Origin of the sequence: Caniella muris, assembly GCF_943193035.1 — a bacterium.
GTDB lineage: Bacteria > Actinomycetota > Coriobacteriia > Coriobacteriales > Atopobiaceae > Granulimonas > Granulimonas faecalis.
Map to the genome: position 1 here is coordinate 1,214,547 of NZ_CALPCK010000001.1, position 24,113 is coordinate 1,238,659.

The following is a 24,113-nucleotide window of genomic DNA, read 5'->3' on the forward strand; positions in this document are numbered from 1 at the left end:
GCGGCCCCTAGGCGGCCTGGTCGGGCGCGGGGTCGTGGGAGGTTCCCTCGGCCACCTCGGCCGCGTCCTCGGGGGACAGGCCGAACGACAGGAGCTTGCGGGCCGGGAGCTCGGCCTTGATGCGGGCGGTCTCCTCGGGGGTGTGATAGCCGATGGTGTTGTGGCCGAAGCACAGCTCGTAGGGGACGCCGGACAGCTCCTCGCAGATGCGCTTGACCTCGGGGTCCACGTCCTCCATGCGGCCGCCGGCCTTGATGCGGGCGCACTCGTTCTGGACGACGGTGTCGGTCTCCTGGTCGAGCTTCATGAGCTTGGCGGCCACGATGCCCAGGACGGAGAGGCCGGCCACGCCCACGAGCATGACGGCGAGGACGCCGGTGGTGACGGTGGCGGGCTGGGTCACGTCGCCGGAGGTGCCGGAGATGTAGCCGCAGGCGGTCATGACGATGCCGAGCACGGCCACCACGGCGGAGTTCATGAGCTTGCCGCACAGGTGCATGGCGGCCGAGAAGGTGCCCTCGCGGCGGCGGCCGGTGACCACCTCGTCGACGTCGGCCACGAACAGGTAGGCCTGCCAGGGGATGTAGTAGACGGCGCCGGTACCCAGGCCGAAGACCACCACGATGGCGGTGATGCCGGCGAACCCGGCCGCGCTGGCGGCGTCGATGCCGAAGACGCCGCAGAGCACGTAGGCGACGGCCGCGGCGATGACCACGCCCTCGGCGACCATGTAGGGCTTGCGGAAGCCCTTCTTGGCCACGATGCCCATGACCACGAGGGTGGAGACGAGCTGGAGGATCGAGCTCATGGACTGCCAGGCGCTGGCGTTGGCCTTAGGCAGGAACAGCACGTACATCACGAAGTAGGCGAACAGGGAGTTGAAGAGCCACTCGGCGCCGAAGCCGAACAGGTACATGCCGAGGAGGTTGCGGAAGGTCTTGATGCGCAGGGTGGAGAACATGTCGATGAAGAGCTTCTTCAGGCCCTCGACGGGGCTGGCAACCCGCTCCATGGTCTCCTCGGACACGGGGCGCTCCCACGTGGTGATGTAGACGAAGGTCATGGCGGCGGCCATCATGACGCCGAAGGCGCAGCCGAGGACGAAGAAGGCCATGGGGTTGTCGTTGCCGAAGACCACGAAGAAGATGCCGGGCAGGGCGGCGGTGAGGAAGTTGGCCACCTTGCCGAAGATGGCGCGGAGGCCGGAGAGATAGGTGCGCTCCTTGTAGTCGCTGGTCATCTCAGCCGGTAGGGCGTCGTAGGGGATCATGACCATGGTGTACATGAGGTTGTAGAGCACGTAGACCACGAAGTAGTAGGCGAAGCCGTTGGGCACGACCACCCACATGAGCGGGTTCAGGATGCCGAGCACCGGGATGGAGAGCAGGATGAAGAAGCGGCGACGCCCGAACCTGCGGCCGAGCCAGGTGTTGTTGAAGGCGTCGGTGACGAAGCCGCAGATGGGGTTGGCGAAGGTGTCGACGAGCAGGGCCGCCGAGTAGATGAGGGTGGCCTCGGGCATGGTGAGGCCGGCGTACTGGGTGTAGAAGATGACGAGCCACGCGCTGGAGATGGCCAGGGCGCCGGACCCCACGAGGTTGCCCGAGCCGTAGCCCAGGCGGGTGGCGAGGGAGACCCTGTGCTCTTTGGGTTTCATTGACGGTTCCTCTCTGATGGCCGTCCCGGCCCGGACGGCCGGGCGGGACACGTCGATGCGATGCGCTTCCCATGGGCTCCCCCGCGGCCGCGTCCGGACACGGGAGGAATTCGACGACGCGGGTAAGCCGGTGCGTAAATCGGTTTATCCGTGCATCTCGCTAACTGGCATCCTAGTTTATCCGGCGCGGAGATTTGGGCGATAAACTGGCGTTTCTCCAGCAGACTCTTTGTTTTTCAGCAATAACGGGGACGGTCGGGCGGCCCCGCGGGACCGGTGGCGGCGCAAGGCCCCGGACTTTTTATCGATGGGGGCATCCTCGGTTTTTGTTGGGATAAGCGCAGGTGCAAGCCTATCCCCCCGAAAGGCGGCGGATTATCAGAATATGTTCTGTTGAGTTGATTTTTTCAGCTCAGTAAATCGGTTTGCTTCCGGCGAGCGGTCGTTGGAACCAGTTTCAGCGGCCGCGCCCCCGTCCCACCACCGTCCCACCACCCGGACACTTTTGTCCCAATGGTCGGGCACTTTTGTCCCAACCTCGCCCGCCGTCGAGCCGCCGTCACGTTGGTCGGGCTCGCATGGCGTCGCCACCCCCTCCCCCACCTGAACGCGGTTGGGGGCGCCCTTCTCGGCACCTGAACACACCTGGGGGCGGATTCCGGACCCCTGAAAACGGATGAGGGCGACTTCCGGCGCAGAAGCGCGTTGGGAGTCGCCCTCAATCGCGTTCAGGTGGAAGAGGGGAGTGGGAGGAGTGGGGCGCAGCGGCCGGGGGCTCACCGGCCGCGACCCCCCCCCCGTCAGACGGCGCGGACCGTCGCGACGTCGGCCCAGTCGGGCGGCACCTCGTCCGTGAGGACCGTCGCCGCATCCAGCGGGTCGAACACCACCGGCCCCACGCGGCCGAGCTTCGTGTGGTCGGCCAACAGGAAGGGCCGCTCGGCCCGCGCGATCGAGAGCCTCTTCACCTGCGCCTCCAGCCGCTCGGCCGTGGTGAGCCCGTACTCGCGGCTCACGCCGTTGGCGCCCCAGAACCCCAGGGTGAACCGATAGCGCGACAGCGTCTCCACGGCCTCGGGCCCCACGAGCGCCGCCGTGGCGGGCTTGACCTCGCCGCCGAGCACCACCACCGAGAGCCCGCGGGCCGCGAGAGCCGCCGCGCTGTCCAGCGAGTTGGTGACATAGGAGGCGCGGGTCTCCTCGATATGGTCCACGAGCACGCGGCATGTGGTCCCGGCGTCTATGTAGACGAGGTCGTCGGGGCCGATGAGCGATGCCGCGTACCGGGCGATGCGCGCCTTCTCGGCCGTGTGGAGGTCCGCCCGCTCGCCGATGGTCAGCTCGCGGCGCACATGCTCGTCCTCCAGGCACACGGCGCCGCCATGGACCTTCACCAGGCGCCCGGCGGAGTCGAGCTTGTCGAGGTCGCGCCGGATGGTCGACTCGCTGATGCCAAACGACTCGGCCAGCTCGGGGACGGTGGCCGCCCCGTTGCGGCTCACCGTCTCCACGATCCGGTCCAGGCGCTGCCGCGCGATCACGCCTGCCGCTCCTCGGGGTACACGACGCCCCAGGCGGCACGGAGGGACGTCATGAGGTCCATGACGTCCGCCGCGTAGCCGATGAGGGCGCGGGCGTCCCCGTCGCCGGCCACGGCGCGCTCGAGGTCGGCCATCTCGTAGCAGAGGGCGTAGGCCTCCTCGCCGGCCGCGACCTCCTCCACCGAGCCGTCCTCGGTCCACACGATCCTGGCGCTGTCGGCGCGGGGGTACTCGTCCACCTGGATGTAGCAGCGGTCGAAGGAGAGCACGCCGCGCTTGGGCTGCTTGGAGTGGAGCGAGAGGCTGACGACGGCGAGCTGCTGCTCGGCGTTGCGGGCGACGATGCCGCCCTTCTCGTCCACGCCGGTGGACGCGAGGTTGCCGAGGGAGACGAGCTCGTCGGGCTGGCTCTCCATGAAGAGGCGGGCGAAGGTGAGGGCGTAGACGCCGATGTCTAGCATGGCGCCGCCGGCCAGGCCGGGGTTGTAGAAGCGGTTGGTGAGGTCGCCGTACTCCTTGTAGCTCCCGAAGCTCACCTGCACGAGGTTGAGCGGGCCGAACTCGCCGGCATCCGCGCGGCGGCGGAGCTCCCGGTAGAGGGGCATGTGGAGGATGGTGGTGGCGTCCATGAGCTGGACGCCGTTCTCGGCGGCGAGGGCGCGGGCCTCATCGAGCTCGGCGGAGTTGAGGGTGATGGCCTTCTCGCAGAGCACGTGCTTGCCGGCGGCGAGGGCGTCGCGCAGGTAGGCGATGTGGGTGTTGTGCGGCGTGGTGATGTAGACGGCGTCGATGGCGGGGTCGGCGTAGAGCTCCTCGACGGTCTCGTAGACGCGGGGCACGCCGTGGCGCTCGGCGAAGGCGTGGGCCTTGGAAGCCGTGCGGTTGGCCACGCCGGCAAGGCGGCGGCCGGCGAGGGCGAGGGACTCCGCCATCTGGTTGGCGATGACGCCGCAGCCGATGACGGCCCAGTTGAGCCGGGGCGCGGTGAAGACATCGTCGGGGAACGGCTGGGACTGGGCGCGGGCGAAGGCGGCCTCCGCGGCTGCGGCGGCGTCGAGCGGGGCGTGCTCCGACATGGGACCTCCCGGTGATAGGTGCGGCTGTGGCGCCGGTTCTTGCGTGACTGTGGCTAGTATTGCGCATTTTTGCGCGTTTTGCGCGAGAATGCACAGAAAATGGAGAGACTGCCGCCCCGCCTTGTCCCAACACCCGGACACTTTTGTCCCAGCCTCGTCCGCCGCCCTGCCCGCCCCCAGCGGCCCGGCCTCAGCCGTCGAGGTTCTCGATGGCCAGCTCGCGGCAGACGATGTCGGCCACCTTCCAGGCGCAGAGGCCCGTGAGGGCGATGCACTGCTCCCTGTGCTCGCCGGCCGCCATGTCCATGCCCCGGGTGAGCACACGGCAGCAGACGGCGTTCTTGCCGTTGTTGGCCCGGAACCAGTCGTGGAGCTCGTTGGAGAGGGCCATGGCGCGGCGCACCTTGGGGTCCGCGGGGCCGTCGGGGGTCGTACGCCCAAAGAACATGCCCAGGGCCATGACCCCGCCGTTGAGCGCCCCGCACACGCAGCCCGAGCGCCCCATGCCCACGGCCATGGCCGAGCTCATGGCCACCACGTCGTCGGCCACGTCGAGGTCGAAGTTGTCGCAGACCGCCCGCATGAGGGCCTCGCAGCAAAAGAAACCGCCGCGATAGTTCTCCTCGGCGTCTCGGGCCACCTTGTTGGGGCTCACAGCCACGGCACCTATGTTCATGGTTTTCTCCTTGTCGCATTTTTATATATCAATGCAACAATACCATGGTTTTTCCAAACAGGAACCGGGCCCGTGCCGCGACCTTCGGCGGCACGGGCCTGGCGGGACGGGCGGCTGCGGCAGGGGGCGGGACCCTAGTCGCGGGTGAGCTTGCGGTGGATGCGATGCGGGCGGCTGGCCTCGGGGCCCAGGCGCCTCTCGCGGTCCTTCTGGTAGCTCTCGAAGTTGCCCTCGAACCAGTGCCAGTGGCCGGGCTCCTCGTCCGTGCCCTCCCAGGCCAGGATGTGGGTGGCGATGCGGTCCAGGAACATGCGGTCGTGGCTGATCACCACGGAGCAGCCGGGGAAGTCGAGGAGCGCGGCCTCGAGGCTGGAGAGGGTCTCGACGTCGAGGTCGTTGGTGGGCTCGTCCAGGAGCAGCAGGTTGCCGCCCTGCTTGAGGGTGAGGGCCAGGTTCAGGCGGTTGCGCTCGCCGCCGGAGAGCACGCCGGCCTTCTTCTGCTGGTCGGCGCCCTTGAAGCCGAACGCGGCCACGTAGGCGCGGCTCGGCACCTCGGTCTCGCCCACCATCATGAAGTCGTTGCCGTCGGAGACGACCTCCCACACGGTCTTGTCGGGGTCGATGCCGGCACGGTTCTGGTCCACGTAGGACAGCTTCACGCTCTCGCCCAGCCCCACGGTGCCGGCGTCGGGCTCCTCGAGGCCCACGATGGTCTTGAACAGCGTCGTCTTGCCCACGCCGTTGGGGCCGATGACGCCCACGATGCCGTTGCGCGGCAGGGTGAACGAGAGGTCGTCGATGAGGACGCGGCGCTCGCCCGAGGCGTCGTCGAAGCCCTTCTCCAGGTGCTCCACCTCGAGGACCTTGGCGCCCAGGCGCGGGCCCACGGGGATCTGGATCTCGGCGAAGTCCAGCTTCTTGGCGCTGCGGGCCTCGGCCTCCATCTGCTCGTAGCGCTCGAGTCGGGCCTTGTTCTTGGTGAGGCGGGCGCTCGGGCTGGAGCGCACCCACTCGAGCTCGGCCTTCATGCGCTTGGCCAGGCGCGCCTGCTGGGTCCCCTGGGCGGCGATGCGGGCGGCCTTGGTGTCGAGGTAGGTGGAGTAGTTGCCCTTGTAGGGGAAGAGCTGGCCGCGGTCCACCTCGCAGATCCACTCGGCCACGTGGTCGAGGAAGTAGCGGTCGTGGGTGACGGCGAGCACGGCGCCCTCGTAGTTCTGGAGGAAGTGCTCGAGCCAGAGGACGCTCTCGGCGTCGAGGTGGTTGGTGGGCTCGTCGAGGAGGAGCAGGTCGGGGGCCTCCAGCAGCAGGCGGCAGAGGGCCACGCGGCGGCGCTCGCCGCCGGAGAGCACGGAGACCGGCGTGTCAGGGTCGGGGCACTGCAGGGCGTCCATGGCCTGGGAGAGCTGGGAGTCGAGGTCCCAGCCGTTGGAGGCGTCGATCTGGTCCTGCAGGGTGCCCATCTCGGCCATGAGGGCGTCGAAGTCGGCGTCGGGCTCGGCCATCTCGTTGCCGATCTCGTTGAAGCGGTCGATCTTGGCCAGGAGATCGCCGAAGGCCTGGCGGATGTTCTCGATGACGGTGGCGTCCTCGTCGAGCTTGGGCTCCTGCTCGAGGATGCCCACGGTGTAGCCGGGGGTGAGGCGGGCCTCGCCGTTGGAGACGTCCTCGATGCCGGCCATGACCTTGAGGAGCGTGGACTTGCCCATGCCGTTGGGGCCCACGACGCCGATCTTGGCGCCGGGGAAGAACGAGAGCGACACGTCGTCGAGGATGACCTTGTCGCCGGCGGTCTTGCGGGCCTCGTACATCTGGTAGACGAACTCTGCCATGGGCGTCCCTGCTTTCGTGGCTCGGAGGGGCTTGGGTGTCAGCCTTCCATCATGCATCAGGACGGGCGCCTTCCCAAGAAATCCCGACGGCACCGGGGCCCGGCCGGGCGTGGCAGAGGCGCCTGGCCCATCTGTCACTTATCCTGTTTCTTGATTGATGATCTGCGGGCGCCTGCGCAAGGTGGGACAAAAGTGCCCGACCATTGGGACAAAAGTGTCCGGGTGATGGGACAGGGGCCCCGGTCTCACGGGCGCATGTAGAGCTTGTTGCTCCTCGGGAACTCCCGCTTGCAGGCGTCGCGGAGGGCCCGGCGGGCCTCGGCGCCGGCAGGGACCTCCACGGCCTGGGAGGAGAAGCCCCGCTCGGCCACGGTCACCGTGCCGCCCGCGGCGGTCACCGTCACGGAGCGGTCCTTCTTGAAGGTGAGGAGCTCCACCGCCCCCTCGGCCCCGCGGCCGCAGAGCCCCTGGGCCCGGGAGAGCGCCTGCTTCATGGCGACGAGCCTCATGACCGCCCCTCCCTGCCGAGAAAGCGCCCGAGCTCGCGGAGGAAGTCCCGGCGCACGAGGGTCTGGGTGATATAGACCACGCCCGCGGCGTCACCATCGGCCCAGAACGCCACCCGCACGCTGCCGGCGTCCCGGGAGTTCACCCGGCACTCCCTGAGGGGGCGCCCCCGCCAACGACCGGCCCCCTTGCAATGGGAGAACCCCGCCCCGGCCTGGGCCGCCACGACCTCGCGGACCCGGTCGCCGAGGTCGGGCCAGCGGCGGAGGGCCCGCTCGCAGCCGCGCTTGTCAAAGGTGACGTCCATGGCGCCAAGGTCTCCTCTCCCCCGGGCGGCCCCTCGCCCGGGCCCCTTGCCGACACCGGGCCCTCGTCCGGGCCCCTCCATGGTCCCCTATGCCCCCAAAGGGTCCCCAGTAGATCGGGGACCCCGCACACCGGCGGGGCCCGCCAAGGGTGCCGTCGGCCCCGGAGGCCTATGCTGGCTACACGGTCCCACACCCGGCCCGAAAGGCACCCATGGCCGCCACGCCCTCCGTCGTCACCCACACCATCGAGCCGCTCTTCGACGGCCGCAGCCGCGTCCTGCTCCTCGGCACCATGCCGAGCCCCAAGTCGCGGGAGTACGGCTTCTACTACGGCCACCCCAGAAACCGGTTCTGGCCCGTGATGGCCCGCCTCTGGGACGAGCCGCCCGCCACCACCGTCGCCGAGAAGAAGCGCCTCATGCTGCGCCACCGCCTCGCCGTGTGGGACGTGCTCGCCGGCTGCGAGATCGTGGGCGCCTCCGACGCCTCCATCAGGAGGCCGCGGCCCAACGACCTGTCCCGCATCCTGGACGCCGCCCCCGTCGAGGCCGTTGTGACCTGCGGCGCCGCGGCGGCCCGCTACTACGAGCGCTTCGACGCGCCCCTCTGGCCCGACCTGCCCCACCTGGCGATGCCCTCCACGAGCCCGGCCAACGCGCGCATGTCCCTGGACGCACTCGTGGAGGCCTACGCACCCGTAAGGGACCTGGCCGAGGGGCGCCCCGTCGTCTAAAGGAGCTGACCGCCATGACCCGTCCCGCAGCCATCGAGGTGCGCGGCGCCCGCGTGCACAACCTCAAGGACATCGATGTGGACATCCCCCTGGGCGAGCTCGTGGGCGTCGCGGGCCTGTCGGGCTCCGGCAAGAGCTCCCTGGCCCTGGGCGTGCTCTGGGCCGAGGGGTCCCGCCGCTACCTCGACGGCCTCTCCACCCACACGCGCCGGCGCATCGCCCAGACGGCCCGCGCCGACGTGGACGACGTGCGCCACGTCCCGGCCGCCCTGGCGCTGCGCCAGCGCCCCGGCGTGCCCGACGTGCGCTCCACCTTCGGCACCTCCACGGAGCTCCTCAACTACCTGCGCCTCATGTTCTCACGCCTCTCGTCCCACCGCTGCCCCAACGGCCACCTGGTGCCCCCGTCCCAGGCGGTGGCCCTGGACGAGCCCATCGTGTGCCCGGTGTGCGGCGAGTCGTTCCTCGGCCCCGGCGCCGAGGACCTCTCCTTCAACGCCGGCGGCGCCTGCCCCACCTGCGGCGGCACGGGCGTGGTGCGCGAGGTGGACATGGACTCCCTCGTGCCCGATGGCTCCAAGACCCTGGAGGAGGGGGCGGTGGCCCCGTGGCGCCAGCTCATGTGGTCGCTCATGGCCCAGGTGGCCGGCGAGATGGGCGTGCGCACGGACGTCCCCTACGACGAGCTCACCGACGAGGAGAAGCGGATCGTGCTGGACGGCCCGGCCGAGAAGCGCCACATCCTGTACAAGGCCAAGGGCTCGGACACCGCCGCGGAGCTCGACTTCACCTACTACTCGGCCAAGCGCACCGTGGAGAACGCGCTGGCCAAGGTCAAGGACGACAAGGGCCTCGCCCGCGTGTCCAAGTTCCTCACCGAGGCCCCCTGCCCCGACTGCGGCGGCACGCGCCTGTCGAAGGCGGCCCGCTCGCCCGAGGTGGACGGCATCGACCTGGCCCAGGCCTGCGAGATGACCCTGGAGGGGCTGGCCGACTGGGTGCCCCGGGTGCCGGGCACCATGCCCGACGACATGGTGGCCATGGCCCGCTCCATCACCGACGAGATGCGCGCCCCCATGGAACGCCTGCTCCAGCTGGGCCTCGGCTACCTCACCCTCGATCGCGCCTCGTCCACGCTCTCCACCGGAGAGCGCCAGCGCGTGGCCCTGGCCCGGGCGGTGCGCAGCCGCTGCACCGGCGTGCTCTACGTGTTGGACGAGCCGTCCATCGGCCTGCACGCCGCCAACGTGGAGGGGCTCCTGGGCGTGGTGGACGACCTGCTCGACGACGGCAACTCCGTGGTGCTCGTGGACCACGACGTGCGGGTGCTGGCCCACGCGGACCACCTCGTGGAGATGGGGCCCGGCTCCGGCGCCGACGGCGGCCGTGTGGTGTGCCAGGGCACCGTGGCCCAGGTGGAGGCGGACCCGGCCTCGCGCATAGGCCCGTTCCTCTCGGGGGCCGAGCATGTGGCCGTGCGCACGCCGGCGCCGGCAGAGGGGACCTTCGACCGCGGCGCCGTCCGCGTGGTCACCGAGCCGCTGCACACGGTGCGGGCGCTGGACGTCTCCGTCCCCGTGGGACGCCTCACCTGCGTGACCGGCATGTCGGGTTCCGGCAAGACCACGCTCGTGCTCGAGGAGCTCGTACCGGCCCTCCGGGCGGCGGGGGCCGGGCTGCCGCTGCCGGAGAGCGTGGACCTGGTGGAGCCCGGCGGCATCGGGCGGGTGGACCTCATCGACGCCACGCCCATCGGCGCCAACGTGCGCTCCACCGTGGGCACGTACTCCGGCGTGCTGGACGCCCTGCGCCGGGAGTTCGCCAAGACCGACGAGGCCCGCGCCCTCGGCCTCAAGGCCGGCGACTTCTCGTACAACACGGGCTCGCTCCGGTGCCCGGCGTGCGACGGGTGCGGCCAGGTGTCGCTGGACGTGCAATTCCTCCCCGACGTGGACGTGGAGTGCCCCGCCTGCCACGGCAGCCGCTACGCGCCGGCCGCCGACGCCGTGCACGACGGGGGCGGCCGCACGCTGCCGCAGCTCATGGCCCTCACGGTGGACGAGCTGCTCGACGCCCTGGACGGGCCGCGCGCCGTGCGCTCCAAGCTGGAGACGCTGCACGACCTGGGCCTTGGCTACCTCACCCTGGGCGAGGCCACGCCGGCGCTCTCCGGCGGCGAGGCCCAGCGGCTCAAGCTGGCGAGCGAGATGCGGCGCGACCAGACCGGAGCGCTCTTCGTCTTCGACGAGCCCACCATCGGCCTGCACCCGCTGGACGTGGCGTCGCTGCTCGGCGTGCTCCAGGGGCTCGTCGACCACGGGGCCACGGTGCTCGTGATCGAGCACGACCTGGACGTGATCGCCAACGCCGACTATGTGGTGGACCTGGGCCCCGGCGGCGGCGAGCGGGGCGGCACCGTGGTGGTGGCGGGCAGCCCGGCCGAGGTGGCGGCCTGCCCGGAGTCGGTCACGGGCCGGTTCCTGGCGCGGGAGCTGGACGGCCGCGGCGAGTGACGTCGAGGGCGTGGCGTGTCGCGTCGTCATGTGGATGTCGATGAACATGAGGGAGGGGGCGCCGTGGCGGTCCTGATGCTGGGCAACAGCCTGACCACGCGGAACGGGATGCCCGACCGGCTGGCGGAGCTCCTCGGGCGCGAGGTGGCCGTGCACGCCCGCGGCGGCGCTCGGCTGGCGGAGCAGGCCAACCCGGCCACACGGCTGGGCGGGGCCACGGCGGCGGCGCTGGCCGCAGGCGGCGTGGATGCGCTCGTGCTGCAGGAGATGAGCCACGGCCCGGTCACGGCGACCGGGCGGTTCCTGGAGAGCGTGGCTCGGCTGGCGGCCATGGCCCGGGAGGCGGGCGCGGTGCCGGTGGTGTACGGCACGTGGGCCTTCGGCGCCGGGAGCGCGGCCCTGGGGAGGCTGGACCTCTCCCCTGCGGAGATGCACGGAGCCATGCAGGCGGCGCTGGGACGTGCGGAGCGGGAGTGCGGCGTGGCCGTGGCCAACGTGGGCGCGGCGTTCTGGGAGGCCGGCGACGGGAGCGCCGTGGGCGCCGGCCTCCTCGCCGCCGACGGCGTGCACCCGAGCGAGGCCGGCAGCGAGCTGGCAGCCCGCGTGCTGGCAGGGGCGCTTGGGGAGAGGGGCGGGGCCGGCAGCGACGCGTGACCGCCGTCGCCTCGAACCCGCGTCGCCGCCCCCTGTCACGCCCGTCCGGTATGGTGGGGCCGTCGAGAGGAGGGGCCATGCACCTGCACCACCCGCGCCCGCGCCGCGCCACCGTTGCCGCGGGCGCATGCCTCGCCGCGGCGGCCACGGCCCTCGCCGGCTCGTCCTGGCTCGCCGCGCACCCCTCCGACGCCTGGGCCTGCGGCCCCTACGTGGCCCTCTCCGACGCCGTGGGGTTTCTGCCCGGGCTCGTGCCCTTCTCCGTGGCGGAGTGGGTCATCGTCGCGGCGGCCGTCGTGGCCGTCGTCTACCTCGCACGCTCCGTCGCGGCCGTCGTCCGTGCCGGCCGCGGCCGCCGCCTCGCCGCCGCCGGGCGCCGCGCGGTGCCGGCCGCAGCCGTGGTCGCGGCAGCCTGGGCGCTCTTCATGGCGCTCCAGGGCCTCAACTACAGCCGGCCCACCTTCGCCGAGCTCACCGGCTACGGGCCGGCCCTGCAGGAGGTGCGTGCCCTCCCGGCCGAGGAGCGCGCCGGGCGCCTGGCGGCCCTCTGCGAGGAGCTCGGCCGGCGCGTGGACGAGGGCCGCGCCGCCCTGGGGCCCGTCTCGGACGGCTGGCTCCGCAGCCGGCCGTCTACCGCCAGCGGCGCCGCCGGCGACTTCCCCGCCATGGCACGGGCAGCGACGTCGCAGGTACGGGCGTTGAACGACCGCTACCCGGGCCTCTTTGCCGTGGACTTCTCGGACCCCAAGCCGGTGCTGGCGTCGCGCGCCATGTCCCTCGTGGGCATCACCGGCGTCTACTTCCCCTACACGGCAGAGGCCAACGTCAGCTGCGACTGGCCGCGCCTCTCCATCCCGGCCACCATGGGCCACGAGCTGGCCCACCGCGCCGGGTTCATGCGCGAGGACGAGGCCAACTACATCGGCTACCTGGCCTGCGCGGCATCGGACGACCCCCTCGCCCGCTACAGCGGCCTCACCATGGCCTACGACGAGGCCATGGCCGCGCTCCACCGGGCCGACCCCGAGGCCTGGGCCCGCATCCACGGCGAGAGGGACCTGGCCGTGGCAGGTGACCGCGCCGCCCGGGCCGACATGGCGGCGGCCTACCGCGGCCCCCTCCAGGACCTCGGCGACGCCGTGAACGACGGCTACCTCAAGGCCAACGGCCAGCAGGCGGGCACGGCCAGCTACGGCCTCATGGTCGACCTCCTGCTGGCGGACCCGGCCCTCCGGGGCGCCTGAGACCGCTGCGCCCCTTGCCCCTTCCACCCCCTCGCCCTCTCCCCTCTCACTCTCCCTTCTCCTCCGCACTCCTCCTCCGCATTCCTCCTCCGCACTCCTCCTCCGCACCTGAATGCGGTTGAGGGCGACATCGGGTGGCGCCGGACCGGAGAATCCGCCCCCAAGCGCGTTCAGGGAGGGGAAATCCGCCCTCAGACGCGTTCAGGTGCGGAAGGGGCCGCCCTCGGACGCATTCAGGTGCCGAGAGGGGTGCCGAGAGAGGGGGCAGCAAGGGGGACGGCGGCAAGGGGTGCCGAGAAGGGGGGTGCCGAGGGGGACAGCCGCGGACGGCCCCTACTCCGCGGCCGCCTGGCCGCGCTCGGGGTCCCACTCCCTCGCGTACTCGGCGAAGAGCCGGTCGAACAGGTACGCCACGCCGTAGGTCGCGAAGACCCGGTGCAGCGGCTCGCCCTCGGCCATGGCGTGACCGATGAGCAGGGCGTCGTCAAAGGGGGTCTGCACGAGCTCGTCGTCGCAGGCCGAGACGAGCACCTTCCAGGCCCCGCAGCCCTCCAGGAGGTCGAGGCAGCGCTTCACGGAGCCGCCCGAGGTGGACACGGCCACGAGCAGGTCGGCAGGGCCCAGCGACGCCAGCAGGGCCTCCTTGGGGTCGCTCTCGCACACCAGGCGCACGAGGCGCCCCTCCATGACCATGGCGCGCTGGAACTCGGCCAGAGCGGCGGCCGAGGAGTCGGCGGTGAGCACCACCACGGAGCGCGCGTCGTGGAGCGAGGAGACCAGCGACGCCGTCACGGGCGTGCCCAGCGCGGCGTCCACGGAGTCGTAGAGCCGGTCGATCTCGGAGCGCAGCCGGCCCGCGTCGCCGCCGGACGCCACATAGCCGAGGAAGAAGTCGCGGAAGAGCTGCCACTCGCCGCCGCAGCGGGCGACGTCGGCGAGGCCGAGGGTCGTCACGGCGCTCCGGAGCTCGGGGCGGGTGACGTCGGCCGCGGCCATGACGTCGCGGCTGGATATCTGGGAGAGGGAGCCGAAGTGCTCGAGGAGGTAGGCCGCCACCCGGCCCGTCGGGGAGCCGGCGCCCCCGTTGTAGGCGGCGAGCAACGACGTGAGCAGGTTGCGGCGCGAACGGTCCACGGGAGGGCTCCTTGTCGCTCGGAGGCTGTTCTCCCCACCATACCGCACGGGGCACCATCCCTCCTTACAGAAGCGTCACCGCCCTGTCACCTCCTTCGATGGCCCGTCACCGGGCCCCTTGGGACCATGGGGCCACCGGGCGCCGGACGGCCGGCGCCCCAGACAGGCGGGAGGTCCCCATGGCAAGGAAGGTCGTCGTCGGTCTCGTGGCCGCGCTGGGCGTGTGCGCGATCGCGGCCGTGGTGCTCTACGGCGAGTACAGCGACCCGGGCCGGGTCTACGTGCAGGTGGACGACAACCGCGTGCGGTCCATCGAGCCCCACGGGGGCATGGTCTACTCCTACTCCCTGGACGGCGCCACGCCCGACGGCAAGCCGGCGCCCGTGACCCTCGACACCGAGCGAATCCTGCGCGACAAGGCCTACCTGCTGCTCGAGACGCGCCCCCTCGTGGGCGTCGTCTCGTGGGAGGAGGTGGCCTGGGACCAGATACCCGAGGCCGCCCGCGCCGCCCTGCCTGCCCCGGAGGCAGCCGGGGCGTGACGGCGCGGCGGCGCCCGGCACCCCGCGGCCGGACCCCGCCCGCGGCCGGTCGCGGGGCCGTCGGGCCCCCGGTTACCCTAAAGTGGTGCGTGCATGGTAGGTACGCAAGGGAGGGGTGCCATGGCGCCACGGGAGAGCTGGAACGCGACGGTGCTGGTCGGTCAGTCGGGAGGGCCCACGGCGGCCATCAACGCCACGCTCGCGGGCGTCTTCGAGTGCGCCCACCAGCTGGGGGCCCGGGTGCTGGGCATGCGCAACGGCATCGAGGGCGTGCTGGCCGGCCGGGTGGTGGACCTCGACGGCCTGCTCTCGGACCCGCTCCAGCTCGACCTCCTCCGCCGCACGCCGGCGAGCCTGCTCGGCAGCTGCCGCTACAAGCTCCCCGACCCCGACGGCGACACCGCGTCGTTCGAGCGGCTCTTCTCGCGCTTCGAGACCCTCGGGGTGGACGCCGTCCTCTACATCGGCGGCAACGACTCCATGGACACCATCGAGAAGCTCGCCCGATACGGCGATCGCGCAGGCAGCCCCATCCGCTTCATGGGCGTGCCCAAGACCATCGACAACGACATGGTGGGCACCGACCACACCCCCGGCTACGGCAGCGCGGCCAAGTTCGTGGCCTGCGCCGTGAAGGAGGTGGCGCGCGACTCCGCCGCCTACTTCCTCAAGAGCGTCACCATGGTGGAGATCATGGGCCGCGACGCCGGCTGGCTCACGGCGGCCTCCACCCTGGCCGGGCGCCCCGGCGCCGGCGGCCCCGACCTCATCCTGCTGCCGGAGGCCCCGCTCGACGTCGACGCCTTCGTGGCCGCCGTGGAGGGGCTCCTGGAGGAGCGCGACACCGTGGTGGTCGCCGCCAGCGAGGGCGTGGTGCGCGCGGACGGCGAGCCGCTGTTCCGCGACGAGTCCGTGGGCATCGACGCCTTCGGCCACGTGGCCACCCAGAGCGGCGTGGGCCGTTACCTGGCCGCCCTCGTCAAGGGGCGCCTGGGCGTGAAGACGCGCGCCGTGGAGTTCTCCACGCTCCAGCGCTGCGCCTCGCACCTGGCGAGCGCCACGGACCTCGAGGAGGCCTCCACCCTGGGAGGCGTGGCGGTGCAGGCGGCCAAGGACGGCTGCACGGGCATGGTCCCGGTGATGAGCCGCGAGCACAACCGGCCCTACTCGGTGTCCTACGGGCTGTCGGCCATCTCGGCCGTGGCCAACCGCGTGCGCCCGGTGCCGGCCGAGTGGATCCGCCCCGACGGCATGGGCGTGACCGACGAGATGCGCGAGTACGTGCGCCCGCTCATCCAGGGCGAGGCCGCGCCCACCTTCGTGGAGGGGCTGCCCTGGCACCTGTGGCTTCCCGAGGAGGACGTGTGAGGGGTCCGCTGAGGGCCGCGGCCGCCGTGGCCGTGGGCGCCGGGGCCGCCGTGGCCGCCGCTGCCGCCGCGACCGTGCTGGGACGGAGGGACGACCGCTTCGTGCCCACGATGTTCGGCGTGGCGCACCTGTTCACCACGGAGGGGCCCGACGGGCGCGCCATACGGGTGCTGTCGCTCGGCGGCGGCTGGCAGACGGTCATGTACCTGGACGACCCCGACGAGCCCGCGGCCGCCTACGCCCGGGGCTTCGACCTGGTGCTGCGCGACGGGGCCGCCGAGGGGGCTGGGGGCCCGGATGGGCGGGCTGCCGTCGAAGGGTCCGGCAACGGCCGGTCGGTCCTCGTCATCGGCGGCGCGGGCTGCGCGTGGCCGCGGCACGCCGTGGCCGTGGACGACGCCGTGCAGGTGACCGTGGTGGAGGTGGACCCGGCCGTGGTGGCCGTCGCCCGCCGGGAGTTCCACCTGGACGACGCCGTGGCCCGGGCCGGCTCCACCCCCTCCGGCGAGCCCCGCCTGCGGGTGGTGACCGACGACGGCCTGCGGTTCCTCGCGCGGAGGGCCGTGGAGGGCGGCAGGCCCTTCGACGCGGTGATCAACGACGCCTACGCCGGCACCGACGCCCCCGAGGCGCTCCTCTCGCCCGTGGGCCTCTCGCTGGCCAAGGGCGCCCTGACCCCCGGCGGCCTCTACGTGGCGAACGTGGTCTGCTCCCCCACCGACCCGTCGCCGGTGCTCGCGGCGCGGGACGCCCTGCTCGGCACCTTCTCCCACGTGTGGGACGTGCCGTGCCCCGACCCCCTGGCCGAGGAGGAGAACCACCTGCTGGTGGCGAGCGACGCGGACCGGGAGGTGCCGGGCGCCTACCCCCTGTGAGCGAGCGGCCGCGTCCCACCAGTCGGACACTTTTGTCCCAGCGGTCGGGCACTTTTGTCCCAGCAGCCGCGCCCCAACGGGCCGGCGCCCCGGCCGTCACGCGGACGCCGGCGCCCGCGGAAGCTTCTGCGGGCGCCTTTCCACCCGTAAAAGCTTCCGCGGGTGCCGACGGGGACGCCCCATCGCCCGCAGGACGTTCCACGGGCGGTTTCCCGCCCGCGGAAGCTTCTGCGGGTGGCCGGGCACCCCCATGCGTCCGAGTGGGACAGAAGTGCCCGACCATTGGGACAAAAGTGTCCGGGTGATGGGACAGCGCCGGCAGGGTGGGCCCGGGAGGCGAGGCCCCTACAGCTCCTCGCCGTCGGTGGCGATCACGTTCCGGTACCAGTCGAAGGAGTCCTTCTTGATGCGGGCCCCCGTGCCGGTGCCGTCGTCGTTGATGTCCACGTAGATGAACCCGTAGCGCTTGGCGTACTCGCCGGTGGTGAAGCTCACGACGTCGATGCAGCCCCAGGGGGTGTAGCCCATGAGGTCCACGCCGTCCTCCACGGCCTTCTCCATCTCGCGGATGTGGGCGGCCAGGTAGTCGATGCGGTACCGGTCGTGCACCCTTCCGTCCTCGAGCACGTCCAGGGCGCCAAAGCCGTTCTCCACGATGAAGAGGGGCTTCTCGTAGCGCTCGTACAGCTCGTTCAGCGCGTAGCGCAGGCCCACGGGGTCGATCTGCCAGCCCCAGTCGCTCGCCTCCACGTAGGGGTTGTCCACGGTATGGGCGTTGCCGCCGGACAGGCCGTCGGACTCCTCGCTCACCGAGGCGCGCACGGCGTTGGACATGTAGTACGAGAAGCCGACGTAGTCGGGGATGCCGGCGGCGATGACCTCGAGGTCGCCCGGCTCCATGCGCGGTTCGCGGCCGCCCTCCCACATGCGCCTGGCGTAGAAGGGGTAGTGGCCGCGCATCATCGTGTCGTAGAAGTAGTAGCGCTCGTGCATGGACTGCTGGGCGAGCAGGACGTCGTCCGGGTCGCAGGAGTAGGGGTAGTAGGGCACGTAGGAGCCCATCATGCCGATCTTCATCCCGGGGTCGATGCGGTGCCCCTCGCACACCACAAGGGCGCTGGCCACGAACTGGTGGTGGGCCACCTGGTAGAGGGCGCGCAGCGGGTCGTCCTGCTCGGAGAAGAGGATACCGGAGTTGGTCCAGCCGAACAGGTCGTTGGTGACGTTGGATTGGTTGTTGATCTCGTTGAAGGTCATCCAGTAGCGCACCTTGCCGGCAAAGCGCTCCATGCAGGTCGTGGCGAAACGGTAGAAGAAGTCGATGCAGCGGCGGTCGAGCCAGCCGCCGTACTCACGGGCCAGGTGGTAGGGCATCTCGAAGTGCGAGAGGGTCACCACCGGCTCGATGCCGGCGCCGATCAGGGCGTCGAAGAGGCGGTCGTAGAAGGCCAGGCCCTCCTCGCAGGGCTCGGCCTCGTCGCCCTTGGGGAAGATGCGGCTCCAGGAGATGGAGGTGCGGAAGCAGCGGAAGCCGAGCTCCTGGAACAGCTTCACGTCGTCGGCGAAGGTGTGGTAGAAGTCGATGCCCTCGTGGTTGGGGTAGCGCTCGCCGGGGAGCACGCCGTCGGTGATGCGGCGCGCCTCGGTGACCGAGCCGCCGGTGAGCACGTCGACCACGGAGGGGCCGCGGCCGTCCACGTCCCACGCGCCCTCGAGCTGGTGGGCGGCCACGGCGCCGCCCCAGAGGAAGTCCTTCGGCATCTTCATGGTTCTCGTCCTTTCACGGAGGTGGCGAGCGTGCCCGCCGGGGTGTTAGCGAGGTGTCCCAGGGGCCGGGGCCTTCCGGCGCGGCCCGTGGGACAAAAGTGCCCGACCATTGGGACAAAAGTGTCCGGGTGGTGGGACAGGGGGACGGGGCCTAGGCCATCTCCACGGCCAGCTCGGGGCGCACGAAGGCCATGAGCTCGGCGCCGGCCTCCACGGCACCCTCGGCCACGGGCTCGAGCTCGTAGCCGGCCGGGTCGGTGACCACCATCATGGTGGTCATGGCGAGGCCCTCGCGCTCCACCACGGAGCGATCCACGTCGCAGAGCGGGTGGCCGGCGTCCACCACGTCGCCCACGGCCACCTTGGCCGAGAAGCCCTCGCCGCCCAGCCGCACGGTGTCCAGGCCGATGTGCACGAGCATCTCCACGCCGCCGGCGCCGCGCAGGCCGTAGGCGTGGCCGGTCTCGGAGACGAGCACGACCTCGCCGGCCATTGGGGCCGCGAAGGAGCCACCGGCGGGCTCGATGGCCACGCCGTCGCCCATGGCCTTGGAGGCGAACATGGGGTCGTCCACCTGCTCCATGGGCACCACGGTGCCGTCGCACGGGGCCACGAGGGACGGGGTGCCGGAGATACCGGCGGCGGCCCCCTCGGCCACGGACTCGCCCTCGGCCTCCTCGCCGATGCCCAGGGCCAGGCAGAGGGCCACGGTCACGACGATGGAGACGGCGCAGCCGAGAAGCATGCCCGGGAAGCTCGTGGGGTTGGAGGCGCTGATGGAGTTGACGGTGGTGAGCAGGCTCGGCAGGCCGGCATAGGCGTAGTTGGCGGAGTGGAAGAAGGAGATGGCCAGGGCACCGGCGGCGCCGCCGATGCAGCCGAAGACGAACGGGCGCTTGAGGGGCAGGATCACGCCGTAGATGGCGGGCTCGGTGATGCCGAAGACGCCGGTGATGCCGGCGGACAGGGCCACGGAGCGCTGGTCCTTCTTGCGGGACCCGAGGAACACGCCGAAGCACGCGGCGGCCGCACCCACGACGGCGCAGGTCTGGAAGGCCTGGAAGGTGTCGAAGCCGTAGTTGGCGAAGTTGGCCATGACCATGGGGGTCACGCCCCAGTGCACGCCGAAGATGACGGCGACCTCCCAGAAGCCGCCGATGACGACGGCGGCCAGGGCCGGGGCGGTCTGGTGCAGCCAGTTGTAGCCGAGGGCGATGCCGTTGGCCACGACGTCCGAGGCCGGGCCGATGGCGCAGATGGTGAGGGGCACCATGACCACGAGGCACACGAAGGGCACGACGATGGGCCTGACCACCTCGTTGACGGTGCGCTCGAGGAAGCGCTCGAGGAAGGAGAGCACGAACACCAGGCAGAGCGGCGGGAGCACCGAGCTGGTGTAGGTGGTCTGGGCCAGGGGGATGCCCAGGAAGGTGAGCTGCTGGCCGTCGGCGATCATGGCCGCCATCTCGGCCCACCCCTGGGAGCAGAGCGCCGCGCAGCAGGCCACGGCGATGTAGGTGTTGCACTTGAAGTGCTTGGACGCCGTGATGGCGATGAGCACGGGCAGGAAGGTGAAGGGCGCCCACGACACGAAGCTGAGCACGGAGTAGGTGCTCGTCTCGGCGAAGGCGGGGGCGAGCACCGTGCCGATGATCAGGCAGCCCTGGATGAGGCCGGCGCCCGCCAGCAGGTACACGAAGGGCGCGAACACCGCGGACATGGTGGCGATGACGCGGTCGAGGACGGACTGCTTGACCGCGGGTGCGGCGGCCTCGTCGAACGTGGCGATCTTGGCGAGGGCCTCGTAGACGTCCTTGGCATGGGTGCCGATGACGACCTGGTACTGGCCGCCGCTCTGCACCACCTGGATGACGCCGGGCATCTTGGAGATGCGGTCGGTGACGGCGTCGTCGGGGGTCTGGGCGAGTACGAGGCGCAGGCGCGTGGCGCAGTGGGCGGCGCTGAGGATGTTCTCGGCGCCCACCGCCTCCTGGATGTCTGCGGCAAGCCGTGCGTAGTCGCGCACCTTGGTCTGTGCCATGGGGTCTCCTTCTGGGGTCGCGGCCTGACGGCCGTGCCGTGCTGACAAGAACGACCCTATCGAGCGGCGCTTTCGTCCACAACGCACCTGCGTTGTTTTGGAACGCGTTACGCGGCGGGTAACGGGGACGGCGCGCGGCGCACCCGCCGCCGGGGCGCGGCGTCCGCTCAACCCTCCAGGAGGCGCTCGCCGAGGCGCTGCGCCATGGCCTCCACCAGCACCACGACGGGCACCTGGCTCGTATAGTCGACGCTCTGGTCGTCGCGGGTGACCGTGGTGCCGTAGGAGAGCCGCACCGTCGCCATCCTCGAGAGCGTGGAGCGTGAGTTGGCGCAGACGGCGACGATGGGCACGCCCCGCTCGGCGAGCTTGCCGGCCATCTCCAGGATGACGCCCACCTCGCCGCTGGCCGAGAGGACGAGGGCCACGCTCTGCTCGGGATGGGTGCGGAAGACCGGGTAGTAGATGTCGGAGAAGGCCACGGCCAGCTTGCCCACGTTGGAGAGGTAGCGGGCGGCGTAGTGGGCGATGCCGTCGGAGTTGCCCACGCCGAAGACGAGCACCTCCTCGGCGGGGGCGAGGAGCGACACCGCGCGGTCGAGGTCCCCGTCGAAGGCCCCGCGCTCCAGGCGGGAGAGGAAGCCGCGGAGCTCGTCGCCCCGGAGGGCCCCGGGCTGCACGGCCCGGTCGCCGGCGAGGTCCTTGAGGCGCAGCTTGAACTCGGCGTAGCCGTCGCAGCCCATCTTGCGGCAGAACCGGAGGACCGTGGAGGTGGAGACGTGCGCCCCGGCGGCGAGCTCGCGGATGCGCATGTAGGGCACGGCCTGGAGGTGGGAGGCCACGTAACGGTAGACCTCGAGCTCGAGGGCGTTGAGGCTCTGGATCTGCTCGGTGGAGAACAAGGCGGCTCCCTTCCTCGGGCACGGCCGCGACAGGGCGTCTGGCCCGCCTGGCACGTATCCCATTCATCATTTGATTATGCGACAGGCGGCGCGGCCCCGTGCGGCCCGTGGGACAGAAGTGCCCGACCGTTGGGACAAAAGTGTCCGGGTGATGGGACAGGGGGCGGGGCGGGTCAGTCGAAGACCGCCACGTAGCGGGCGTCCTCCTCCCCCACCTTGACGGTCATGACCCGGTCGCGGCTCACGAGGCGCCCCGGCGTCCCGTCGCCGGCATCCTCGTGCCACCCGCGGAACCGGTGGCCAGCCACCTCGTAGGCGCGGAGCAGGGCGTGGTCGCCGGCCATGAGGCCGCGGTCGCCCACGGCATCGCCGCCGTCGGGGCGGGGCGGGTACGGCACGGCGTCCACGGCGAGCGTCGGCGGGAAGTCGCCCCTCTCGGCGAAGCTGGCCCAGGCCTCCTCCACGCGCCCTTGGGGCAGGCGCCCCACGAGGTCGGCCCCGTCGAGGACCAGGGAGTGGCCGGCGGCCAGCGACCCGGCCGAGAAGGCCTCCTGGGCGAGCACCGCCCCCTCGGGGTGGCAGACGGCGCAGGTGGCGTCGATGGCGGCGTTGTCCTCCCGGGCGGTGAGGCGTACGAGGTAGCGGCCGTCCACAGGCAACCACAGGCAAAGGCGGTCGGCGCGGTGGTCGGCATAGACGGCCACGGAGTCGGGGGTGTCGAGGAGGTCGGGGTCCACCTTGCCGCCCACGATCCGGCTCACCACGCGGCCGCCCTCGGCCCGGGGCTGGAGCGCCGCCCCCTCGAGGCTCACGGTGCCGTCGTCGAAGGTGTCGGTGGGGTGCGGGTCGTCGAGGCAGACGACGTCCACGTCCAGGGTGCCGTAGAAGGTGATGCGCCGGGTGTCGGCGCGCCAGCCGTCCAGGACGTCCTCGACGAGGGCGTCGACGGCCTCCAGGCGCGCCAGGTAGTGCTGCTCGTTGTGGGTGATGGGGCTCAGGGGCTTGAGGAACTGGTCCTCCACGAAGTAGCTCAAGGCGTGCCAGTAGGCCCCGGCGGCCAGCCGGGCCAGGGAGGCCGCGGCTTTCACCCGCTCGAGGCCGCCCGTTCCGGCCACCCGGCAAAACGCCTGGAAAAAGTCGCTGAACGGGTGCCAGCGGCGCCCGGCGGCATGGGGCAGCGTGTACATCTCGGCCACCGTGGCGGCACAGCACACCGCCTCATGCACGAAGGTGTCGGGGCCGGCGATGCCGTGGACGGTGTAGGCCCGGGCGCCGCCGAGGGTGAGGAAGCGCCTGTCGGCGTCGGCCTTGGTGCGCTGGAAGGCCCGGTAGGACGTGGCGATGGAGGGCAGGAAGACGTCGGTGCCGTACCGGCGGAACCCCCAGTACGCGGCCGGGATGCGGCCGATGAAGTCCTCCGGGTGGTTGATGTTCCAGATGTTGCCGTAGCGCGGGCCGTGGGCGTCCCCGTCGAACGTCGTGAGGCTGCAGGCCAGGGTGTAGGTGTAGACGTGGTCGGGCGTCACGGAGAAGCCCCGGTCGCCCCAGATGTCCAGGTCCATGCCCAGGATGTTGGAGACGGGGCCGCCGCGGCTGTGGCCGCAGTTCCAGATGCGGGTGGTCGCGGTGTCCAGGCCGTGGTCGCGCAGGTAGCGCTCGATGTTGCCCAGGCACTCCAGCTCGCTGGCGCGGAAGCCCTCGTGCCAGCGGAGCGAGGCGTAGCCGCCGTCTTCCACGGAGTCCGCGACGTCGGCGTTGGAGAGCCACTCGAGGGTGGGCGACGTCCCGCGCACCACGCAGGCCACGAGCTCGAACTCCTCGCCGTCGGGGCCGACGAGCGCCTGGTGGCCGAAGGCGTAGGCCACGAGGTTGACGTCATGGTCGATGTCGGTGTGGTCGTCCCTGTTGCGATGCAGGTAGGAGCTGATGTCCACGTCCTTAAAGCCGTAGGCGGCCATGGTGTCGAGGATGTAGGAGAAGCCGTTGGCCTGGCGGTTGCCGTAGGTGGCCGAGGCGAGCCCCATGGACGACGTGGCCAGCAGCGGGTTGTAGCGATCCGCCGGGAGCGAGAACCACGCCGGGTCGAAGGGCGCCGTGCAGGAGGCGGGGATGTAGCCCTCCTTGGTCTCGTGCTCGATCTTTGGGTCGTCGGTGCCGTAGGAGACCTCGACGCGCCGCAGGGTGGGGCTGGCGAGGAGCTGGTCGTAGGGTATGGCGGGCTGCATGGGGCCTCCCGAGGGATCGGTGGGCGCGGGTCTGTCGGGATGGTCTCTACCCCGCGACGCACGCATCCCGGCGCCCCGTCCCAACACCTGTCCCAACACCCGGACACTTTTGTCCCACCTCGCCGACGGCGCGGGGCCGCCCCGGTCGAGGCCCCCGCCGCGGCGAGGGCGCGGGCGACGTGCGGGGGCGCCCTGCAACGGCGGCGTGCGGCGGGGCCGCCCTGTAGGGGCACCCTGCAACGGGGTGTTGCGGCAGGGGGCCGCTGCGGGGCGGCGGGTCGCGCATCGGGGCGCCTTTGCGTGCCGAAACCCGCCCTCCAAGGCCCCCTTGCGGCGAAAATGCGTTGGAGGGCGCACGGCAACGCGGGCCCGCGCCAGAGGGGCGTTGCAGGGCGGCCCTGCAGGGCGCCGTTGCGGAGAGACCCCGACTCGGGCCACGGTCGCCGCCGCGACCTAACATCACGATCGCAATATGAGAAGTGACAGATGGGCCAGGCACCCCAGTCACGCGCACCCCGTCG

Annotated in this window: 19 protein-coding genes; 7 read left to right on the forward strand and 12 right to left on the reverse strand. The window is 71.5% G+C overall.

Annotated features, from left to right (window positions below; translation table 11 throughout):
- Positions 1–7 precede the first annotated feature (7 nt).
- From NFR49_RS05315 to NFR49_RS05345, 7 genes are all read right to left on the reverse strand, one after another.
- Complete coding sequence (locus NFR49_RS05315) at positions 8–1,657, reverse strand: MFS transporter (protein WP_251158602.1); 1,650 nt, start codon at positions 1,655–1,657, stop codon at positions 8–10.
- Between the two features lie 800 nt (positions 1,658–2,457).
- Complete coding sequence (locus NFR49_RS05320; RefSeq protein ID WP_251158603.1) at positions 2,458–3,198, reverse strand: DeoR/GlpR family DNA-binding transcription regulator; 741 nt, start codon at positions 3,196–3,198, stop codon at positions 2,458–2,460.
- Complete coding sequence (locus tag NFR49_RS05325; RefSeq protein ID WP_251158604.1) at positions 3,195–4,274, reverse strand: Gfo/Idh/MocA family protein; 1,080 nt, start codon at positions 4,272–4,274, stop codon at positions 3,195–3,197. Before NFR49_RS05325 ends, NFR49_RS05320 begins: the two co-directional genes overlap by 4 nt.
- 190 nt (positions 4,275–4,464) lie before the next feature.
- Positions 4,465–4,950 carry a C-GCAxxG-C-C family protein gene (locus tag NFR49_RS05330; protein ID WP_251158605.1) on the reverse strand — a complete coding sequence of 162 codons (486 nt, stop codon included), beginning with the start codon at positions 4,948–4,950 and terminating at the stop codon, positions 4,465–4,467.
- Positions 4,951–5,084: 134 nt separating this feature from the next.
- Positions 5,085–6,779: an energy-dependent translational throttle protein EttA gene (gene ettA / locus NFR49_RS05335; RefSeq protein ID WP_251158606.1), complete on the reverse strand. Its 1,695-nt coding sequence runs from the start codon at positions 6,777–6,779 to the stop codon at positions 5,085–5,087.
- A gap of 245 nt (positions 6,780–7,024) precedes the next feature.
- Positions 7,025–7,288 (reverse strand): hypothetical protein, encoded by a 264-nt coding sequence (locus NFR49_RS05340; RefSeq protein WP_251158607.1) that lies wholly within the window; start codon positions 7,286–7,288, stop codon positions 7,025–7,027.
- On the reverse strand, positions 7,285–7,593 hold the full coding sequence (locus tag NFR49_RS05345; protein ID WP_251158608.1) for a hypothetical protein: 309 nt from the start codon (positions 7,591–7,593) through the stop codon (positions 7,285–7,287). Before NFR49_RS05345 ends, NFR49_RS05340 begins: the two co-directional genes overlap by 4 nt.
- Before the next feature lie 212 nt (positions 7,594–7,805).
- Between NFR49_RS05345 and NFR49_RS05350 the strand changes: the two genes are divergently transcribed.
- The 4 genes from NFR49_RS05350 to NFR49_RS05365 all read left to right on the forward strand — a co-directional run bounded on the left by NFR49_RS05350 (position 7,806) and on the right by NFR49_RS05365 (position 12,738).
- The gene (locus NFR49_RS05350) at positions 7,806–8,327 is read left to right on the forward strand and encodes a DNA-deoxyinosine glycosylase (RefSeq protein WP_251158609.1); all 522 of its coding nucleotides are present in this window, start codon (positions 7,806–7,808) and stop codon (positions 8,325–8,327) included.
- Between the two features lie 14 nt (positions 8,328–8,341).
- A complete protein-coding gene (locus NFR49_RS05355; protein ID WP_251158610.1) occupies positions 8,342–10,840 on the forward strand; it encodes an excinuclease ABC subunit UvrA in 2,499 nt (832 codons plus the stop codon).
- Positions 10,841–10,903: 63 nt separating this feature from the next.
- Entirely contained in the window at positions 10,904–11,494 is a 591-nt protein-coding gene (locus tag NFR49_RS05360; RefSeq protein ID WP_251158611.1) for an SGNH/GDSL hydrolase family protein, read from the forward strand.
- Between the two features lie 77 nt (positions 11,495–11,571).
- Positions 11,572–12,738, forward strand: a complete 1,167-nt coding sequence (locus tag NFR49_RS05365) for a DUF3810 domain-containing protein (protein WP_251158612.1) — start codon at positions 11,572–11,574, stop codon at positions 12,736–12,738.
- Between the two features lie 333 nt (positions 12,739–13,071).
- Here NFR49_RS05365 and NFR49_RS05370 read toward each other — a convergent pair whose 3' ends face one another.
- Complete coding sequence (locus tag NFR49_RS05370) at positions 13,072–13,872, reverse strand: MurR/RpiR family transcriptional regulator (RefSeq protein ID WP_251158613.1); 801 nt, start codon at positions 13,870–13,872, stop codon at positions 13,072–13,074.
- Positions 13,873–14,051: 179 nt separating this feature from the next.
- Here NFR49_RS05370 and NFR49_RS05375 point away from each other — a divergent pair, with 179 nt between their 5' ends.
- The 3 genes from NFR49_RS05375 (at position 14,052) to NFR49_RS05385 (ending at position 16,657) form a co-directional block, all read left to right on the forward strand.
- Complete coding sequence (locus NFR49_RS05375; RefSeq protein ID WP_251158614.1) at positions 14,052–14,414, forward strand: YxeA family protein; 363 nt, start codon at positions 14,052–14,054, stop codon at positions 14,412–14,414.
- 120 nt (positions 14,415–14,534) lie between these two features.
- A complete protein-coding gene (locus tag NFR49_RS05380; protein ID WP_251158615.1) occupies positions 14,535–15,782 on the forward strand; it encodes a 6-phosphofructokinase in 1,248 nt (415 codons plus the stop codon).
- Positions 15,779–16,657, forward strand: coding sequence for a spermidine synthase (locus NFR49_RS05385; protein ID WP_251158616.1), 879 nt, complete (start codon positions 15,779–15,781; stop codon positions 16,655–16,657). Before NFR49_RS05380 ends, NFR49_RS05385 begins: the two co-directional genes overlap by 4 nt.
- Positions 16,658–17,002: 345 nt before the next feature.
- Here the strand turns inward: NFR49_RS05385 and NFR49_RS05390 are convergent, their stop codons facing one another.
- The 4 genes from NFR49_RS05390 to NFR49_RS05405 all read right to left on the reverse strand — a co-directional run bounded on the left by NFR49_RS05390 (position 17,003) and on the right by NFR49_RS05405 (position 23,592).
- Positions 17,003–18,424: a 6-phospho-beta-glucosidase gene (locus NFR49_RS05390; RefSeq protein WP_251158617.1), complete on the reverse strand. Its 1,422-nt coding sequence runs from the start codon at positions 18,422–18,424 to the stop codon at positions 17,003–17,005.
- 151 nt (positions 18,425–18,575) lie between these two features.
- Positions 18,576–20,465, reverse strand: coding sequence for a glucose PTS transporter subunit IIA (locus tag NFR49_RS05395; protein WP_251158618.1), 1,890 nt, complete (start codon positions 20,463–20,465; stop codon positions 18,576–18,578).
- 167 nt (positions 20,466–20,632) lie between these two features.
- On the reverse strand, positions 20,633–21,367 hold the full coding sequence (locus NFR49_RS05400) for a MurR/RpiR family transcriptional regulator (protein ID WP_251158619.1): 735 nt from the start codon (positions 21,365–21,367) through the stop codon (positions 20,633–20,635).
- A 173-nt stretch (positions 21,368–21,540) separates the two neighbouring features.
- Positions 21,541–23,592: a lipase family protein gene (locus NFR49_RS05405; protein ID WP_251158620.1), complete on the reverse strand. Its 2,052-nt coding sequence runs from the start codon at positions 23,590–23,592 to the stop codon at positions 21,541–21,543.
- Between the last annotated feature and the right edge of the window lie 521 nt (positions 23,593–24,113).

Coding starts and splice junctions, on each gene's coding strand:
- NFR49_RS05365 (WP_251158612.1), top strand. CDS start 11,572: ATGCACCTGCACCACCCGCGCCCGCGCCGCGCCACCGTTGCCGCGGGC.
- NFR49_RS05375 (WP_251158614.1), top strand. CDS start 14,052: ATGGCAAGGAAGGTCGTCGTCGGTCTCGTGGCCGCGCTGGGCGTGTGC.
- NFR49_RS05390 (WP_251158617.1), bottom strand. CDS start 18,424: ATGAAGATGCCGAAGGACTTCCTCTGGGGCGGCGCCGTGGCCGCCCAC.
- NFR49_RS05330 (WP_251158605.1), bottom strand. CDS start 4,950: ATGAACATAGGTGCCGTGGCTGTGAGCCCCAACAAGGTGGCCCGAGAC.
- NFR49_RS05315 (WP_251158602.1), bottom strand. CDS start 1,657: ATGAAACCCAAAGAGCACAGGGTCTCCCTCGCCACCCGCCTGGGCTAC.
- ettA (WP_251158606.1), bottom strand. CDS start 6,779: ATGGCAGAGTTCGTCTACCAGATGTACGAGGCCCGCAAGACCGCCGGC.
- NFR49_RS05380 (WP_251158615.1), top strand. CDS start 14,535: ATGGCGCCACGGGAGAGCTGGAACGCGACGGTGCTGGTCGGTCAGTCG.
- NFR49_RS05345 (WP_251158608.1), bottom strand. CDS start 7,593: ATGGACGTCACCTTTGACAAGCGCGGCTGCGAGCGGGCCCTCCGCCGC.
- NFR49_RS05395 (WP_251158618.1), bottom strand. CDS start 20,465: ATGGCACAGACCAAGGTGCGCGACTACGCACGGCTTGCCGCAGACATC.
- NFR49_RS05405 (WP_251158620.1), bottom strand. CDS start 23,592: ATGCAGCCCGCCATACCCTACGACCAGCTCCTCGCCAGCCCCACCCTG.
- NFR49_RS05355 (WP_251158610.1), top strand. CDS start 8,342: ATGACCCGTCCCGCAGCCATCGAGGTGCGCGGCGCCCGCGTGCACAAC.
- NFR49_RS05350 (WP_251158609.1), top strand. CDS start 7,806: ATGGCCGCCACGCCCTCCGTCGTCACCCACACCATCGAGCCGCTCTTC.
- NFR49_RS05340 (WP_251158607.1), bottom strand. CDS start 7,288: ATGAGGCTCGTCGCCATGAAGCAGGCGCTCTCCCGGGCCCAGGGGCTC.
- NFR49_RS05325 (WP_251158604.1), bottom strand. CDS start 4,274: ATGTCGGAGCACGCCCCGCTCGACGCCGCCGCAGCCGCGGAGGCCGCC.